At 33.7% G+C, this 15,585-nt stretch carries 15 protein-coding genes; all 15 read left to right on the plus strand.

From position 1 onward, the window contains the following. Positions 1-7 precede the first annotated feature (7 nt). The 15 genes from dnaA to L6651_RS05795 all read left to right on the plus strand — a co-directional run bounded on the left by dnaA (position 8) and on the right by L6651_RS05795 (position 15,567). Positions 8-1,396 (plus strand): chromosomal replication initiator protein DnaA, encoded by a 1,389-nt coding sequence (dnaA, locus tag L6651_RS05725; protein WP_237037033.1) that lies wholly within the window; start codon positions 8-10, stop codon positions 1,394-1,396. A 233-nt stretch (positions 1,397-1,629) separates the two neighbouring features. Then, complete coding sequence (gene dnaN / locus L6651_RS05730) at positions 1,630-2,730, plus strand: DNA polymerase III subunit beta (protein WP_237037034.1); 1,101 nt, start codon at positions 1,630-1,632, stop codon at positions 2,728-2,730. Next, positions 2,730-2,936 (plus strand): S4 domain-containing protein YaaA, encoded by a 207-nt coding sequence (gene yaaA / locus L6651_RS05735; RefSeq protein WP_237037035.1) that lies wholly within the window; start codon positions 2,730-2,732, stop codon positions 2,934-2,936. Before dnaN ends, yaaA begins: the two co-directional genes overlap by 1 nt. A gap of 9 nt (positions 2,937-2,945) precedes the next feature. Next, on the plus strand, positions 2,946-4,061 hold the full coding sequence (recF, locus tag L6651_RS05740) for a DNA replication/repair protein RecF (protein WP_237037036.1): 1,116 nt from the start codon (positions 2,946-2,948) through the stop codon (positions 4,059-4,061). A gap of 11 nt (positions 4,062-4,072) precedes the next feature. Next, entirely contained in the window at positions 4,073-5,986 is a 1,914-nt protein-coding gene (gene gyrB / locus L6651_RS05745; RefSeq protein ID WP_237037037.1) for a DNA topoisomerase (ATP-hydrolyzing) subunit B, read from the plus strand. A gap of 23 nt (positions 5,987-6,009) precedes the next feature. Next, positions 6,010-8,430, plus strand: a complete 2,421-nt coding sequence (gene gyrA / locus L6651_RS05750; protein WP_334301422.1) for a DNA gyrase subunit A — start codon at positions 6,010-6,012, stop codon at positions 8,428-8,430. Between the two features lie 11 nt (positions 8,431-8,441). After that, entirely contained in the window at positions 8,442-8,750 is a 309-nt protein-coding gene (locus L6651_RS05755; protein WP_237037038.1) for an STAS domain-containing protein, read from the plus strand. Between the two features lie 3 nt (positions 8,751-8,753). Further along, positions 8,754-9,098, plus strand: a complete 345-nt coding sequence (locus L6651_RS05760; RefSeq protein WP_237037039.1) for an ATP-binding protein — start codon at positions 8,754-8,756, stop codon at positions 9,096-9,098. Between the two features lie 5 nt (positions 9,099-9,103). Then, the gene (locus L6651_RS05765; RefSeq protein ID WP_237037040.1) at positions 9,104-9,886 is read left to right on the plus strand and encodes a SigB/SigF/SigG family RNA polymerase sigma factor; all 783 of its coding nucleotides are present in this window, start codon (positions 9,104-9,106) and stop codon (positions 9,884-9,886) included. Then, a complete protein-coding gene (locus L6651_RS05770) occupies positions 9,873-10,904 on the plus strand; it encodes a cell wall-binding repeat-containing protein (RefSeq protein ID WP_237037041.1) in 1,032 nt (343 codons plus the stop codon). The genes L6651_RS05765 and L6651_RS05770 overlap by 14 nt, the downstream gene beginning before the upstream one ends. 20 nt (positions 10,905-10,924) lie before the next feature. After that, positions 10,925-12,310, plus strand: coding sequence for an aminopeptidase (locus L6651_RS05775; RefSeq protein WP_237037042.1), 1,386 nt, complete (start codon positions 10,925-10,927; stop codon positions 12,308-12,310). A 154-nt stretch (positions 12,311-12,464) separates the two neighbouring features. Then, positions 12,465-13,223, plus strand: a complete 759-nt coding sequence (locus L6651_RS05780; protein WP_237037043.1) for an acyl-CoA dehydratase activase — start codon at positions 12,465-12,467, stop codon at positions 13,221-13,223. Further along, on the plus strand, positions 13,223-14,017 hold the full coding sequence (locus L6651_RS05785) for a 2-hydroxyacyl-CoA dehydratase family protein (RefSeq protein WP_237037044.1): 795 nt from the start codon (positions 13,223-13,225) through the stop codon (positions 14,015-14,017). The genes L6651_RS05780 and L6651_RS05785 overlap by 1 nt, the downstream gene beginning before the upstream one ends. Before the next feature lie 13 nt (positions 14,018-14,030). Then, positions 14,031-15,314 (plus strand): double-cubane-cluster-containing anaerobic reductase, encoded by a 1,284-nt coding sequence (locus L6651_RS05790; protein WP_237037045.1) that lies wholly within the window; start codon positions 14,031-14,033, stop codon positions 15,312-15,314. Further along, positions 15,304-15,567 (plus strand): putative Se/S carrier protein, encoded by a 264-nt coding sequence (locus L6651_RS05795; protein WP_237037046.1) that lies wholly within the window; start codon positions 15,304-15,306, stop codon positions 15,565-15,567. The genes L6651_RS05790 and L6651_RS05795 overlap by 11 nt, the downstream gene beginning before the upstream one ends. Positions 15,568-15,585: the final 18 nt, after the last annotated feature.

Genomic DNA, 15,585 nt, shown 5'->3' on the forward strand with positions numbered 1-15,585 from the left:
GTGAATAATGGATCTAAATACCTTATGGTCTGAATTGCTTTCTGTTCTTGAAGTAAATATGGATGCGGTGGTCTTTGAAACTTGGATAATGGCATTAAAGCCAATAAAACTTACATCTTCTGAACTTGTACTCTCCGCTCCCAATGGTTTTACCAAAAAGATGATTGAAAAGAGATACTTAGATGATATTGTGGAAATACTTAGTTTTATAATGAAAACTGAAGCTTCTATAAAAATTGTGCTTCCAACCGACTCAAACTACAGTCAATATCAAGTTAAAGTTCAGCCTGGAGGCCAACAGTATTTCTATGACAATAAACAGGAAGTAAGCACTACCAAAGAAGATATTGAAAAACTTAAAATAGAACAGATGCTAAACCCAAAATATACATTTGAGTCCTTTGTAAAGGGAAAGAGTAATGAGTTTGCACTTTCTGCGGCAATGGCAGTTGCAAAAAATCCTGCAACAGCTTACAATCCATTATTTATATATGGTGGTCCAGGACTTGGAAAGACCCACTTGATGCAGGCCCTTGCCCATGAGATTATGGATAACTATCCTGAACTGAAAGTGATGTATATAAGTAGTGAAAAATTTACAAACGAACTTATTTCATCAATAGGTGATAAGTCAAGTAAAAAAAATATTCAATTTAGAGATAAATACAGAAATATAGATGTGCTTCTAATTGACGATATACAGTTTATTGCTGGAAAAGTTGGAACACAGCTGGAGTTCTTCCACACATTTAATGATCTATATGCTCAAAATAAACAGATAATACTATCTTCCGACAAACCTCCTAAGGAGATTGAAACCTTGGAAGAAAGACTTGTATCACGCTTTGAGTGGGGACTTATGGCTGACATTCAAATGCCCGACTACGAAACAAGAGTTGCAATCCTTAAGGCAAAACTAAATATGGAACATGCCTATGTGTCAGACGATATATTGGAGTATATTGCAATGAATGTGAAATCCAACATAAGGGAACTTGAAGGTGCGCTTATGACGGTACTTGCCCATGCACAGCTCTTAGAAGGGGAAATAGACTTAGACCGTGCAAAGCTTGCACTAAATAAAGTTATAGAAGAAAGTGAAAAGAAACCAGTAACTTTAGAATACATTCAAGAAGTGGTATGTGAAAAGTACAACCTTGAAATGAAGGACATGTCATCAAAGACTAGGGCAAGGCAAATTGCATACCCAAGGCAAATTGCGATGTACTTGTGTAGACAACTTACGGATCTTTCACTAATTATGATTGCAGAGTCCTTTAACCGTGACCACTCCACAATTATGCATGGGGTTGATAAAATAACTAAAGATATTAGCGAAGATATGTCTTTTGCTGAAGAAATAAATAGTTTAGTTCAAACTATAAAGGGTGAATAATCCACATTTTTATGTTGATATCTATGTGTATAAAATGTTGATAAGTCCAAAAAATTATTTTTATTATTTTTTCTGTGGATAATGTTCATAACTTCCAAATTATGAAGATTTTATTCACAGGGATATAAATATCAAAAAACAATTAAATATCAGTAAAATCACACTTATCCACATAATGCACAGTACTACTACGACTACTACTAAATTCTTATTATTGTTATTAGGAGAAAAAAATGAAATTTGAAATAAACCAAAGAGAATTATTAAAACATATTAACATTGCTCAAAAGGCAATTTCTGCAAGAACAACTCTTCCTATATTAGAAGGAATTCTATTTGAAGTAAAAGACAACAAATTAACTCTTAAATCAACTGATTTAGAGCTTGGAATAAAAACTACTACAGATTGTATTGTAGAAGAAGAGGGAAATATTGTTATAAATTCATCCATGATTGGAAATATAGTCAGAAAGCTACCTGATTCTACTATAAAATTCAATATTACCGGTGAAAATATACAAATTCGTTGCGCAAACTCAGAATTCAACCTTATTGGCTTCGATTCCTACGATTATCCTCCACTTCCAAATATAGATGTGGAAAAAAAGATAGAAATTCCTGTGGAGGTTATGAAAAAGGCCATAAGAAATACGGTATTTGCAGCTTCAATAGACGAATCAAGGCCTTCACTAACTGGAGTTATGATAGAAGTTGAAGAAAATTACTTGAACTTTGTTGCACTTGATGGCTTTAGAATTGCTCTTATGAGATATGACAGTGAAATAACTGAAGAGATAAAAGAGATTGTGCCTTCAAGATCATTAAATGAATTAAGTAAAATAATGCCAGAAGATGGAGATATTACTCTTAGTTTTGTAAAAAACAATATAGTATTTGACTTAGGCGACACTTTAATCTATTCAAGACTTTTAGATAGAAACTTCTTTGACTATAAGGGAATAATATTTTCACCTTCAACTTGCAAGGTTGATGTATCAAAAAAAGATTTTCAAGATGCCCTTGAGAGAGCTTCACTATTAGCAAGGGAAGAAAAGGCAAATCTTGTAAAAATGTCCATAACTGACAACAACATACACATTACATCAAACTCTGAATATGGAAATGTGTCTGAAAATATATATTGTGAAAAAGATGGAAACGACTTGGAAATAGCTTTCAACGCCAAGTATCTACTGGATGGATTAAAGGTAATTGACTCGGAAGAATGTACACTTAATTTGAACGACAGTTTAAAACCTTGTATCATCAATCCTTTAGATTCTGAAGATGAGTACTCATATTTGGTACTACCGGTTAGATTGGGGAGACAGTAATGGAAGAAGTAAAAATAGAAACTGAATTTATAAAACTTGAACAGTTATTGAAGTATGTAAACATAGCTTCTTCAGGTGGCATTGCAAAGGAAATAATCCAAAATGGAGAAGTTTACGTAAATGGCGAAGTTGAAACCAGAAGGGGAAAAAAATTAAGACAGGGAGATAAGGTTCAGTACGAACAATATGTCTATGTAATAAAATAGGTGAAAGTTTTGAAGATAAATAACTGTTATCTTTTAAATTTTAGAAATTTCGACAATTTAAATATTAAATTTTTAGACAAAATAAATATAATAACGGGATCGAATGCAGTTGGAAAGACGAATATATTAGAGGGAGTCTACTTCAGTGCCAAGGGAAAATCATTTAAGGCGGTAAACCAAGAAAATCTTATAAAGTTTGATAAAGACGAGAGCTTTATAAGAACGGATATAAACTCTGACGGACTTGAAGAAAAGATTGAAGTGAAACTGTCTAGAAATGGACAAAAGGTTATAAGGATAAACGAAAACAAAATAGATACAATGAAGCAGCTGCGTACTTTTTTCGACATAGTAACCTTTACTCCTGAAGATATAAAAATCATAAAGGAGACTAAATCCTATAGGCGCAATTTCGTAGATGAAGTGATTTCAGGAATACTTCCAGGTTTTAATATTGCCCTTATAAAATACAACAATATTTTAAATCAAAGAAATCTTTTACTAAAAAATCAAAATAGAGAGAAGTATTTTAAAGAACAGATTATTGCATCAACTAGGCAAATGGCAGAAGAAGGTGCAAAGATATTAAAAGTTAGATCCAAATATATAAGGATTATTGAAGAGTTTGCAAAGACAATTCACATAAGACTAACAGATGAAAGTGAAGAGTTAAGCATTTTATATAACGGACAGTGGGAGGACTGTTATAATGATATGGAAAATAATTATAAAATGCTTATGGAAAAAATGTTAAATTCTCTGGAAAAAGACCTATATAGAGGTTTTAGTTCCGTGGGACCACATAGGGATGATATAGAAATACTAATAAACAACATGGATTCAAGAGTATTTCTATCACAGGGACAACAGAGGACGTTAATATTAACATTGAAACTCGCACAACTTAAAATGTTTCATGATATTAAAGAGATAGGTCCTGTAATACTTTTAGATGATGTCTTTTCAGAACTTGATGAAAATAGGACAGATTATCTTTTAAATGAAATTAAAGATTATCAGAGTATAATAACTGCAACATCTGAATCTTTTATAGATGGATACGATGGAGAGTATAGAGTTTTTGAACTGCAGGATAGCAAACTTAAAGTTAAAAAGTATAGATGAAAGGAAAATATATGACTCAAAATAGAGATTATGGCGCTAAGAACATAAAGGTTCTAGAGGGACTGGAACCGGTTAGACTTAGACCAGGGATGTATATAGGTTCAACGGGACCAAAGGGACTACATCATCTAGTTTATGAAGTAGTTGACAATAGTATTGACGAAGCATTAGCGGGAGTTGCAGATACCATAACCGTAATTATTTACGAAGATGGATCTGTTTCCGTTGAGGACAATGGATCAGGTATTCCTGTTGAAAAGCATCCTCAAACTGGAAAGTCAACCCTTGAAACAGTACTTACCATACTTCACGCCGGTGGTAAGTTCAACAATGATGCATATAAAGTTTCTGGAGGACTTCATGGTGTAGGTGTTTCTGTAGTAAACGCATTGTCATCATGGTTAAAAGCTACAGTTAAGAGAGATGGATATGTATTTACACAAGAGTTTTCAAGGGGTAAGGTTACAAAGGAAATAAAAAAGGGCGAAAAGACAAAGGAAACTGGAACAAAAATTCAGTTTATGCCCGATGAAGAAATTTTTGAAACCATTAATTTTGAAAAAGAAGTTCTAATAAATAGATTTAGAGAGATGGCATTTTTAAATGGTGGAATAAAGATAGTCTTTGAAGACAAGAGGGACGACACCAAGATAGAGTTTCACTACGAAGGTGGAATAAACTCATTTGTAGAGTACTTAAATAGAAATAAAAATGTATTACATCAAAAGCCAATCTACATTACAGGGGAAAGAGAAAAGAGTACAGTAGAAATATCTATGCAATACACAGACTCCTACTCTGAAAATGTACTGCCTTTTGCAAACAATATTCATACAACAGAAGGTGGAACACATTTAGTAGGATTTAGAACTGCACTTACAAGATCCTTAAATGACTATGGAAGAAAATACAATTTAATAAAGGAAAAAGATCAAAATCTTCAAGGTGATGACACTAGAGAAGGTCTTACTGCCATAGTTTCAATAAAGCTTTCAAACCCACAATTCGAAGGGCAAACCAAGTCAAAACTTGGAAACTCAGAGTCTAGAGGAGATGTGGAAACTACGCTTTACGAAGGACTTTCAATCTTTTTAGAAGAAAACCCTGCAGTTGCAAAAATCATAATTGAAAAAGCACAGTCTTCAGCAAGAGCAAGGGAAGCCGCAAGAAAGGCCAGGGACTTAACTAGAAAGAAATCAATTCTAGATAATACCACTTTGCCAGGTAAACTTGCAGACTGTATAGAATCAGATATTTCTGTAAATGAAATATACCTAGTGGAAGGGGACTCCGCCGGTGGATCTGCAAAGGGTGGAAGAGATAATAAATACCAAGCCATATTACCACTTAGAGGTAAGATTTTAAATGTGGAAAAGGCAAGACTCGATAGAGCTCTTTCTTCAAATGAAATAAAGGCAATGATAACTGCATTTGGTACTGGAATTGGAAAAGAGTTCGATATTTCAAAACTTCGTTATGGAAAGATAATTATCATGACGGATGCGGACGTTGACGGTGCCCATATAAGGACTTTACTTCTAACATTCTTCTTCAGATATATGAAGGACTTAATAAAAGATGGCCACGTATACATTGCCCAACCTCCACTTTATGGAATAATCAGAGGTACTAAGGTTGTAAGGTATTGTTACACAGAAGAGGAACTAGAATCTTCCCTTAATGAACTTGGAAGAGGTTCAAATTTAAAGGTTCAAAGATACAAAGGTCTTGGGGAAATGAACGCGGACCAACTTTGGGAAACCACAATGAACCCTGAAAATAGAATGCTTTTAAGAGTAACTATTGACGACGAAGAGCTTGTGGAAATTGATGAGACATTCAATATCCTTATGGGAGACAAAGTTGAGCCTAGAAGAGAGTTCATTGAAGAAAATGCAGTATATGCACAAAATATTGATGCATAGGAGGTGGTAAAGTGAGTGAATTAATAAAAGGACATGACAATGTTATAGATGTTGATATAGATAGAGAGATGAAAAAATCCTATTTGGATTATTCAATGAGTGTTATAGTTTCAAGAGCTTTACCGGATGTTAGAGATGGACTTAAACCCGTTCATAGAAGAATAATATACTCTATGCAACAACAAAGTATGTTCCCAGACAGAGGATTTACAAAATCTGCAAGACTTGTAGGGGATGTAATGGGTAAGTTTCACCCCCATGGTGACTCGGCAATCTATGACGCAGTAGTAAGACTTGCACAAGACTTCAACATGAGATATCCACTTGTACAGGGCCAAGGTAACTTTGGTTCAATTGACGGTGACGGAGCGGCGGCACCAAGATATACAGAACTTAGAATGAACAAACTTTGCCTTGAGATATTAAGGGATATTAATAAAGAAACTGTAGATTTTCAAGAAAACTACGATGGTAGAGAACTTGAACCAGTAGTGCTTCCATCAAGATTTCCAAACCTAATTGTAAATGGTTCTTCAGGAATTGCAGTAGGTATGGCAACTAACATGGCTCCTCATAACCTTGGAGAAGTTATAGATGGTATAGTTTCATACATTGACAACAGAGATATAACAATAGACGAACTTAGGGAACATATAAAAGGACCTGATTTCCCAACGGGAGCACATATTATGGGAAAACAGGGGATTACCGATGCATACAACACAGGTAGAGGAAAAGTTGTACTAAGAGCGGTTGCAAATATAGAAGAATATCACAAGAAGGAAAGAATTGTAATTACAGAAATTCCTTACCAAGTAAATAAGTCCAATCTCATTATGAAGATTGCAGAGTTAGTAAAGGACAAGAGAATAGAAGGCATTTCAGATTTAAGAGACGAATCAGACAGAAAAGGTCTTAGAATTGTAATTGAATTAAAGAGAGATGCAAATGCTCAAATAGTTCTTAACAATCTATATAAATATAGTCAGATGCAAGTTACCTTTGGTATAATAAACCTTGCACTTGTAAATGGAGTTCCAAAAGTATTAAACTTAAAAGAACTTATTAAGTACTATGTAGAGCACCAAGAAGAAGTAATTACAAGAAGAACAGAGTTCGATCTTAAAAAAGCCAAAGACAGAGCCCACATTGTAGAGGGACTTTTAAAGGCAATAGACAATATTGACGAAATAATAAAAATAATAAGAGAGTCCTACTCAGACGCTCTAGAAAGACTTATGGAAAGATTTGGATTTAGTGAAGTTCAAGCTCAATCCATTCTAGATATGAGACTTAGAAGACTGCAAGGCTTGGAAAGAGAAAAGCTTAAGGATGAATACGAAGAGTTAATAAAAGAGATTGCAAGACTTGAAGATATACTTTCAAATAGAAATTTACTTCTTGATATAATTAAGAATGAACTTATAGAGATAAAAGAAAAGTTCGGTGACAGTAGAAGAACAAAGATAAAACCTAACTACGACGAAATAGACATAGAAGAGCTTATTGAAGAAGAGGATGTTCTTATAACAGTAACAAAACATGGTTATGTAAAGAGAACCCCTGCAAGTTCTTACAGAGTACAAAATCGTGGAGGAAAGGGTGTAATCGGACTTAATCTAAAAGACGGTGACTATGTTGATTCACTATTTGTAACATCAACACATAGTAACATTGCATTCTTTACAAATAAAGGTAGAGTTTATACTCTTAAGGCCTACGAAATTCCAGAAGGAAGTAGACAGGCGAGAGGACAGGCCCTTGTAAATCTAATCCAGATTTCAAAGGGAGAAATTGTACAAGCTGCAATACCATTTGACGAGGATGAAGATGATAAATATCTACTAATGGCAACAAAATCTGGACTTATTAAAAAGACTAAGATAAAATTGTTTAAAAATCTTAGAAAATCTGGACTAATAGCAATAGTTTTAAGAGATAATGACGAACTTATTTCAGTAAGGTCGATTGGAAAAGATGAAGAGGCCATGATTGTAACTAAAAAGGGACAATGTATAAGATTTAAAGTAAAGAACATTAGACCTATAGGAAGAGCGGCCCAAGGTGTAAAGGGAATCACTTTAAATGAAGGTGATGAGGCCGTTTCCATGGATATTTTAAAGGACAACGAATATTTATTAATCGTTTCAGAAAATGGATATGGTAAAAAGACTTTAGTAGATAAGTATAAGGTTCAAAATCGTGGAGGAAAGGGAGTTATAACCTACAAGATTTCAAAGAGAACTTCAGACATTGTATCTGCAAAACTTGTAAAGATTGATGACGAAATAATTTTAATGTCTGCAAAGGGAGATGTTATCAGACTTAAAGTTAGACAGGTTTCAACAAAGGGAAGAGACACCATGGGAGTTAAAATCAGAGAAGTAAATGACGAAGGTGACAAGATTGTTGCAGTTGCAAAATATATTGAAGAAATCGAATAATGGAGGTACAAATGGGTTTAAATTACGATATTAACGAAGAAAAAGATCTAATTAAAATTTCCTTAGATGGAGATTTAGATGCCTATTCAAGTGACGAATTCAAAGATGCAGTACTAAAACAATTACCTGGTTCAAAAGACATACTAATAAATGCAAAAAAATTGAATTTTATTGACTCTACAGGACTTGGTAGTTTAATTAGTATTTACAACACTATAAAAGAACAAGAAAAAACCATAAGTATTGAGGAGATAAAACCAAATGTCAAACAGATATTTGAAATAACTGAACTTGACAAACTCTTCAATATTAAGGAGTAAAATATGGAAAAATATTATTTATCATTTGAATACACTCCAGAAAATATTGCCCTTGCAAGACTAAATGTGTCATTTATTGCAAATAAAATTGGATTTGACATTGAAGAAGTAGAAGATATTAAAGTTTCACTTAGTGAAGCTTTAAATATCTTACTTGGAAGTGCAAAAGAGGTTAAAATAGTATTTTTATCATCAGAAGACAGACTAGATATTGAAGTTGTAGCAATAAGACCAAATGGCAATAAAAAAGAAATAAATAAATTTGCTAAAATTATCTTAGAAACTCTTATGGATGAAGTCACAATAGAGGAAGGACTAATTAAACTTAGTAAAACGCTTAAGGATTAGAAATTATGACCAGAGATAAAAAAGAACTTAAAAATATTGATACAAAAGAACTTTTTAAAGAATATGATAAAACTAAAGACATGGCCATAAGGACAGAACTTATAGAAAGACATATCTATATTGCGGAAATCCTTGCGAAAAAATATGCCAACAGAGGAATAGAGTACGACGATTTATTCCAAGTTGCAAGCCTTGGACTAATCATGGCTATAGACAGGTTTGATGTATCTAGAGGATTTGAGTTTTCAAGTTATGTTACCCCTACAATAGTCGGGGAAATAAAAAAGTACTTTAGAGACAAGGGATGGGTTATTAGAGTACCAAGAAGAATCCAAGAGATGTCAAAAAAAGTTAATAATGCAAAGACTCAACTTTCACAACATCTTCAAAAGACTCCTACAATTGGAGATATTGCAGACTATCTGGAGGTTTCAGAAGAAGAGGTAATAGAAGCCATAGAAGGTAGTAAGGTCTATGCACCTTCATCACTTGAACTGACTTACGACTCACAAAATGATGATAAGGAAGTAAATATTCAAGAACTAATCGGAGTTTTAGACGAAGATTATGAAAAAATTGAATTAAAAGATTTGATAGACAGAGTTATGGAAAGACTTAATGAAGTTGAGAAAAAAGTTATCATAGAGAGATACTTTGAAAAAAGAACTCAAATTTCCATAGCAAATTCGCTGGATATAAGCCAAATGTCCGTTTCTAGAATTGAAAAGAAGGCTTTGGAAAAGTTTAGAGAAGAATTTGAAAAGGATGGAATAAATGATAAAGAATAAGAAAATTTTATTATTACTCTTAGTTTGTCTAATGAGTTTACCTACAAAAGCTCTTGCAAACAACAAGGTATATCTATACAGAATTTCTGAAAGAAGTAGATATGGTACAGCGGTAGAAACCAGTAAAGTAGCTTATAAGAAGACGGTAAATGCAGTTTTAGTAAGTGGAGATAACTTTGCAGATGGACTTGCTGGAGGAGTATTAGGTTCTGTATTAAACGGTCCAGTTCTACTTATGTCAAAGACAGAAGTACCACAGGAAGTTAAGCAAGAACTTAAGAGATTACAAGTTAAAAATGTATATATCGTTGGTGGAACAAGTGCAATTTCAGAAAGTGCTTTAAAAGGACTAAATGGGTATAATGTAAAGAGAATTGCAGGTAAAAACAGAGTGGACACTGCAGCAAAAGTTGCAACATTTATAAAAACATCAGGTAAAAACTACGACAAGAGATATTTTGCAATTGCAAATGGACAAAACTTTGCTGACTCACTTTCAGCAAGTGGATACCTTGCAACAACAAGAATCCCACTACTACTAACAGGTGGAAACACTTTAGAAAAAGAAAATCTTGGCTATATACAAAATTCTGGAAGCACAAAGGGAATTATTGTAGGAGGAAAGGGTTCTGTTAATCCTAATATTTTATCTAACAATAGTCTCAACAAGATAGAAAAGACCAATTTTTCAGGTAAAAACAGATATCTAACCTCTTTAGATGTAGCTAAAAAGGGCTTTAGTGATGTTCGTACAGTAATTCTTGTTAGTGGCGAAGACTTTCCAGACGCACTTTGTGCATCAAATGTTGCAAAGTATGTAAGTGGACCAATACTACTATCATCATCAAAGGCAATAGATAAAGAGATAGTAGATTATATTAAAGGTGGCGACATCACTAGATTAATTGTAGTTGGTGGAACAAAATCACTACCTGATAAATTGTTAGAAGTAATAAACAAAGATCAAATAAGAGGGCCGGAAGAAATAGGAAATCCTAAGGAAGATCCGGTAGGTTAGAGAATAGAAAGAAGGTAAAGATGAATTTAAATTATGAAAAGAAAAATATCTGGGAAGAACTTTCTGAAAAAGAAATCGAAGAAATCTTTGAATATGGTGAAAGATATAAAAATTTCTTAGACCATGCAAAGATTGAAAGAGAAGCTACAGTTACAATAATTGAAAAAGCTAAAGAAAATGGATTTGTAAGTCTAGAAGAAGCTCTAAAGGGCAAAATAAAAAAAGGTGACAAAATCTATTTAAACAACAAGAACAAATCAGTTATTATGATGGTTGTTGGAGAAGACATAACCGAAGGTATGAATATACTTGGTTCCCATATAGATTCACCAAGACTAGACTTAAAACAAAATCCTGTTTATGAAGAAGGGCATATGGCATACTTCAAGACCCACTACTATGGTGGAGTTAAGAAATATCAATGGGCTACAATTCCTCTAGCGCTTCATGGAACAGCCTTCACAAAAGATGGAAAGAAGCTAAATATTGTAATTGGAGAAAAAGAAGATGATCCAATATTTTATATTTCAGACCTTCTAATTCACCTTTCAAAGGACCAAAGAAAGAAGACAATGGACGAAGGAATTACAGGAGAACAATTAAATGTAATCATCGGCCACAGATCATATAAGACTAAAGATGAAGACAAGAGTCCTATTAAAGACAGTATTTTAAAATACCTAAACAAGGAATATGGACTTGTGGAAGAAGACTTTTTAGTTGCAGAACTTACAATAGTTCCTGCAGGAAAAGCAAGAGATGTTGGATTTGATAGATCTCTAATAGCTTCATATGGTCATGATGACAAAGTGTGTGCATATGCATCCCTTGAAGCAATGTTAAAAGTTGAAAGCCCTAAGAGAACAGCAGTTTCACTATTCGTTGACAAAGAAGAAATAGGTTCCGTTGGTAATGCATCCATGGGAGCAAACTACTTCCACAATATGGTTGCAGAAATATTAAATAATCAATTTGAAAACTATTCAGATGTACTTTTAAGAAGAGCATTTGCAAATTCAAAGGTTCTTTCAGCAGACGTTACAGTTGCATTTGACCCTAACTTTGCAGAAGTTACAGAAAAGAATAACGTGGCACTTATGGGCCATGGAGTGGCAATTGCAAAATACACTGGTTCCGGTGGAAAGTTTGGATCAAACGATGCAAATACAGAATTTTTACAAGAACTTAGAACGCTATTCAATGAAAATGGAGTAATTTGGCAAACTGGCGAACTTGGAAAGATTGACCAAGGTGGCGGTGGAACAATTGCATTTATCCTTGCAGGATATGGAGCAGAAGTTGTTGACATTGGAACAGCAATGCTTTCAATGCACGCACCTATAGAGCTACTTTCAAAGGCAGATGCGTATATGACTTCAAAGGCATATGAAGTATTTGTAAAATAATAATAGACCCTCTTTCAGTCTATGGAAGAGGGTTTTCTTATGTAATAAATTAAATGAAAGATAATTGACAGGGATTATAAAAAATAATTTATTAAAATTTACAATGATTTTCCAATAATCAACATTTAATGGTATAATATAGATGGTGATGCATATGTATAATGTTGGAATCGATATAGGTTCAACAGCTTCAAAAGTTGTTGTACTAGATGATTCAAAAAAAGAAATAGTTTTTAAGAAAGTCATGCCTACTGGCTGGAGTTCAGTCCAAGCAAGTAGAGATATTGAAGAATGGCTTTTAGCAAATGGAGTAACTGAAGACAACAGAAAAGTTGTTGCTACAGGATATGGTAGAGTTTCTGTACCTTTTGCTGACAAAGTTATAACAGAAATAACTTGTCATGGAAAGGGAGCTAGTTTCTTTAATCCTGGAAAAGATATCACAATCATAGATATTGGTGGACAGGATACAAAAGTTATAAGCTTTAGAGACAACTTTGTAGATGACTTTAAGATGAACGACAAATGTTCAGCGGGAACAGGAAAGTTTTTAGAGGTAATGGCAGGTAGACTTGGTGTGGACCTTGACGAAATGTTTGCGCTTGCAAGAAAGGGAAAAGATATAAAGATATCATCCATGTGTACAGTATTTGCAGAAACTGAAATTATTTCGTTAATAGGTAAGGGAACACCAAAGGAAGACATTGCATGTGGAGTTATTCACTCAATAATCAATAAAGTAATAATTCTAGTAAATAGAATTCCAAAATCAGACCAATACTTCTTAACAGGTGGTTTTGCAGGCAATGACTACATGGTAGAACATTTACAAGAGCTTTTAAAAGCGGATGTTAGCACCCATGAAGACGGTAGATTTGCAGGTGCCATAGGAGCTGCAATGCTTGCAAAGTAATGGAATATTTAGATATAAGAAAAAATGCATATATTGAAGCACTAACTTTAAGTGAAACAGAAAAAGTTATTTCGCTTTGGGGGAGAGTTCCATGGGAGATAGTAGAAAGCTTTGGCTATAAAGGAATATACTCCTATGGAATTGACAGACATGTTACTGAAGGATATGACGACAACAACTATTGTGACATGTTAAACTCTTCCTTTGCATATTTGGAACTTGGCAAATGTCCATTTATGTTCTCTTCAAAGTTTTTCATAGTTGATGACAGCTGTAAAATAAGATACGAAAAATTAAAAGAGAAAACAGACAAAGAAGTTTATCTTTATAAGGACAACGATTACAAATCCCTAATTAAGTTTATGGAGGAGAAGTCAAAAGAGCCTTTTAATATGGATAAATTTGTGGATATTGTGGAAAAATCTAAGCAGATTTCAACTGCAATAGGTAAGCTTCGACAATGTGATATTGACGTAAAAAGGATATACGAAGTAGAATACTTTTCTAAGTTTATTTTTGATGTAGATGAAAGACTTTCATTTATAAGGGGACATATTGATGAAAGTTTTAGAGAGAAGAAAGTAGCAAAAATACAAGCGGGAGCTGGAATTTATAAAAAAGTACTTCAATTAATCAATGAGGGTTACTTTTGTGAAGGAGAACTTCATAAAGACTACGAAAGTAGTGGTTTTGAATTTATTGAAGAAAAATATGGAAAATTTGATTTAAAACCCGACTACATAATTCGAGGCTGTAACCAATTTGATATTGAAAATAGATCCATTGAATATTAAGGGGGAATAATTCATGGCAGATTACAGAGAAATGTGGGAAAATTTAGGAATGGATGTAGAAACACATGATGTTTTATGTGAAGTTCTACCACAAGCATTTGGTGATGTTTATCTATCACAAGAAAACAGACCAGAAAAAATGGACTACTTCAACATGGTTGTTGCAGAAATCCACGGAATAAGACCAGCAGAACTTATTGAGTTCCAAAAAAACGGCGGAAAAGTAGTAGGAACATTCTGTATCCACGTTCCTGATGAAGTTGTATTTGGTTGTGGAGCAATTAACACTGGACTTTGCTCAGGATCACAATTCTGGGTTCCAGGAGGAGAAAAACATCTTCCAACAGCAACTTGTCCACTAATAAAAGCATCACTTGGTGCAAGATTTGAAAGAACTTGTCCTTTCTTCAGAATAGCAGACCTATTCGTTGGAGAAACTACATGTGACGGTAAGAAAAAAGCATGGGAAATCCTATCAAAAGATGCCCCAATGTACGTTTTCGACTTACCACAAATGAAGAGAGATAAAGATGTTGAGTTCTTTAAGGACGAAGTTTATAGATACATAGACAGAATCGAAGAACTTACAGGAAATAAACTTACTGCTGAATCACTACATGATGCAATTGTTCTTATTAACAACAAGAGAAGAGCAATGCAAAGACTTTGGGAATTTAGAAAGTTAGACAATGTGCCAATAAGCGGTAAAGACTGTCTACTTATTTCACAAATTGCATTCTATGACGACCCAACAAGATTTGCACAAATGGTTAATGAACTTTGTGACGAACTTGATAAGAGAAAAGAAGAAAATGTTTCTGTTTACAAGAAAGGCGCTACAAGACTTATGCTTACAGGAACACCACTTTCAATTCCAAACTGGAAACTACATCACATCATAGAAAGCAGCGGAGCAGCTGTAGTATGTGAAGAAATGTGTACAGGTTCAAGATATTTTGAACTTACAGTTGATGAATCTGGCGAAACTATAGATGAAATGGTTTCACATCTAACAGATAGATACATGAAGGGAATCAACTGTGCATGTTACACTCCAAACCACGAAAGAATTGAAGACATTATAAGACTTGCAAAAGAATATAATGTAGATGGAGTTATAGACGTTAACCTTAAATTCTGTAACATTTATGATACAGAAGGTCACCTAGTTGAAAAAGAACTTAAAGAAGCTGGAATTCCTGTACTTGGAATCGAAACAGACTACACTGATGAAGATGCTGAACAATTAAAGACAAGAATCGAAGCATTCGTTGAAATGATTGAAAATGAAAAGTAAACAAAACTATATTCTATTTGAAGATGTACAAAATGGTCAAAAACTCTATAGTTTAATAAAAGAAAATAATATTAAAGCAACTATCGCACCAACACCAAGGGTTCTAGATGTGTGTTGTGGAATATCAATTCTCTATGACAACATAGAAGACAAGGAAAAGATAGAAGAAATCATCAAAGAAAATGATATTATCATTAAAGGATTTCACGAAATAGAAAGAGATATTGACCCAAGTAGAATGAAATTTCTATAAAAAGACACCGGCCATAAG

The organism is Mediannikoviicoccus vaginalis, assembly GCF_928097925.1.
In the GTDB taxonomy this organism is placed as follows: Bacteria; Bacillota; Clostridia; order Tissierellales; family Peptoniphilaceae; genus Mediannikoviicoccus; species Mediannikoviicoccus vaginalis.

Bases quoted from the DNA above. Each gene is read 5' to 3' on its own strand.
- yaaA (WP_237037035.1), top strand. From the start codon at position 2,730: ATGGAAGAAGTAAAAATAGAAACTGAATTTATAAAACTTGAACAGTTA.
- gyrB (WP_237037037.1), top strand. From the start codon at position 4,073: ATGACTCAAAATAGAGATTATGGCGCTAAGAACATAAAGGTTCTAGAG.
- L6651_RS05760 (WP_237037039.1), top strand. From the start codon at position 8,754: ATGGAAAAATATTATTTATCATTTGAATACACTCCAGAAAATATTGCC.
- L6651_RS05765 (WP_237037040.1), top strand. From the start codon at position 9,104: ATGACCAGAGATAAAAAAGAACTTAAAAATATTGATACAAAAGAACTT.
- L6651_RS05755 (WP_237037038.1), top strand. From the start codon at position 8,442: ATGGGTTTAAATTACGATATTAACGAAGAAAAAGATCTAATTAAAATT.
- L6651_RS05790 (WP_237037045.1), top strand. From the start codon at position 14,031: ATGGCAGATTACAGAGAAATGTGGGAAAATTTAGGAATGGATGTAGAA.
- dnaA (WP_237037033.1), top strand. From the start codon at position 8: ATGGATCTAAATACCTTATGGTCTGAATTGCTTTCTGTTCTTGAAGTA.
- L6651_RS05785 (WP_237037044.1), top strand. From the start codon at position 13,223: ATGGAATATTTAGATATAAGAAAAAATGCATATATTGAAGCACTAACT.
- dnaN (WP_237037034.1), top strand. From the start codon at position 1,630: ATGAAATTTGAAATAAACCAAAGAGAATTATTAAAACATATTAACATT.
- L6651_RS05780 (WP_237037043.1), top strand. From the start codon at position 12,465: ATGTATAATGTTGGAATCGATATAGGTTCAACAGCTTCAAAAGTTGTT.
- L6651_RS05775 (WP_237037042.1), top strand. From the start codon at position 10,925: ATGAATTTAAATTATGAAAAGAAAAATATCTGGGAAGAACTTTCTGAA.
- L6651_RS05770 (WP_237037041.1), top strand. From the start codon at position 9,873: ATGATAAAGAATAAGAAAATTTTATTATTACTCTTAGTTTGTCTAATG.
- L6651_RS05795 (WP_237037046.1), top strand. From the start codon at position 15,304: ATGAAAAGTAAACAAAACTATATTCTATTTGAAGATGTACAAAATGGT.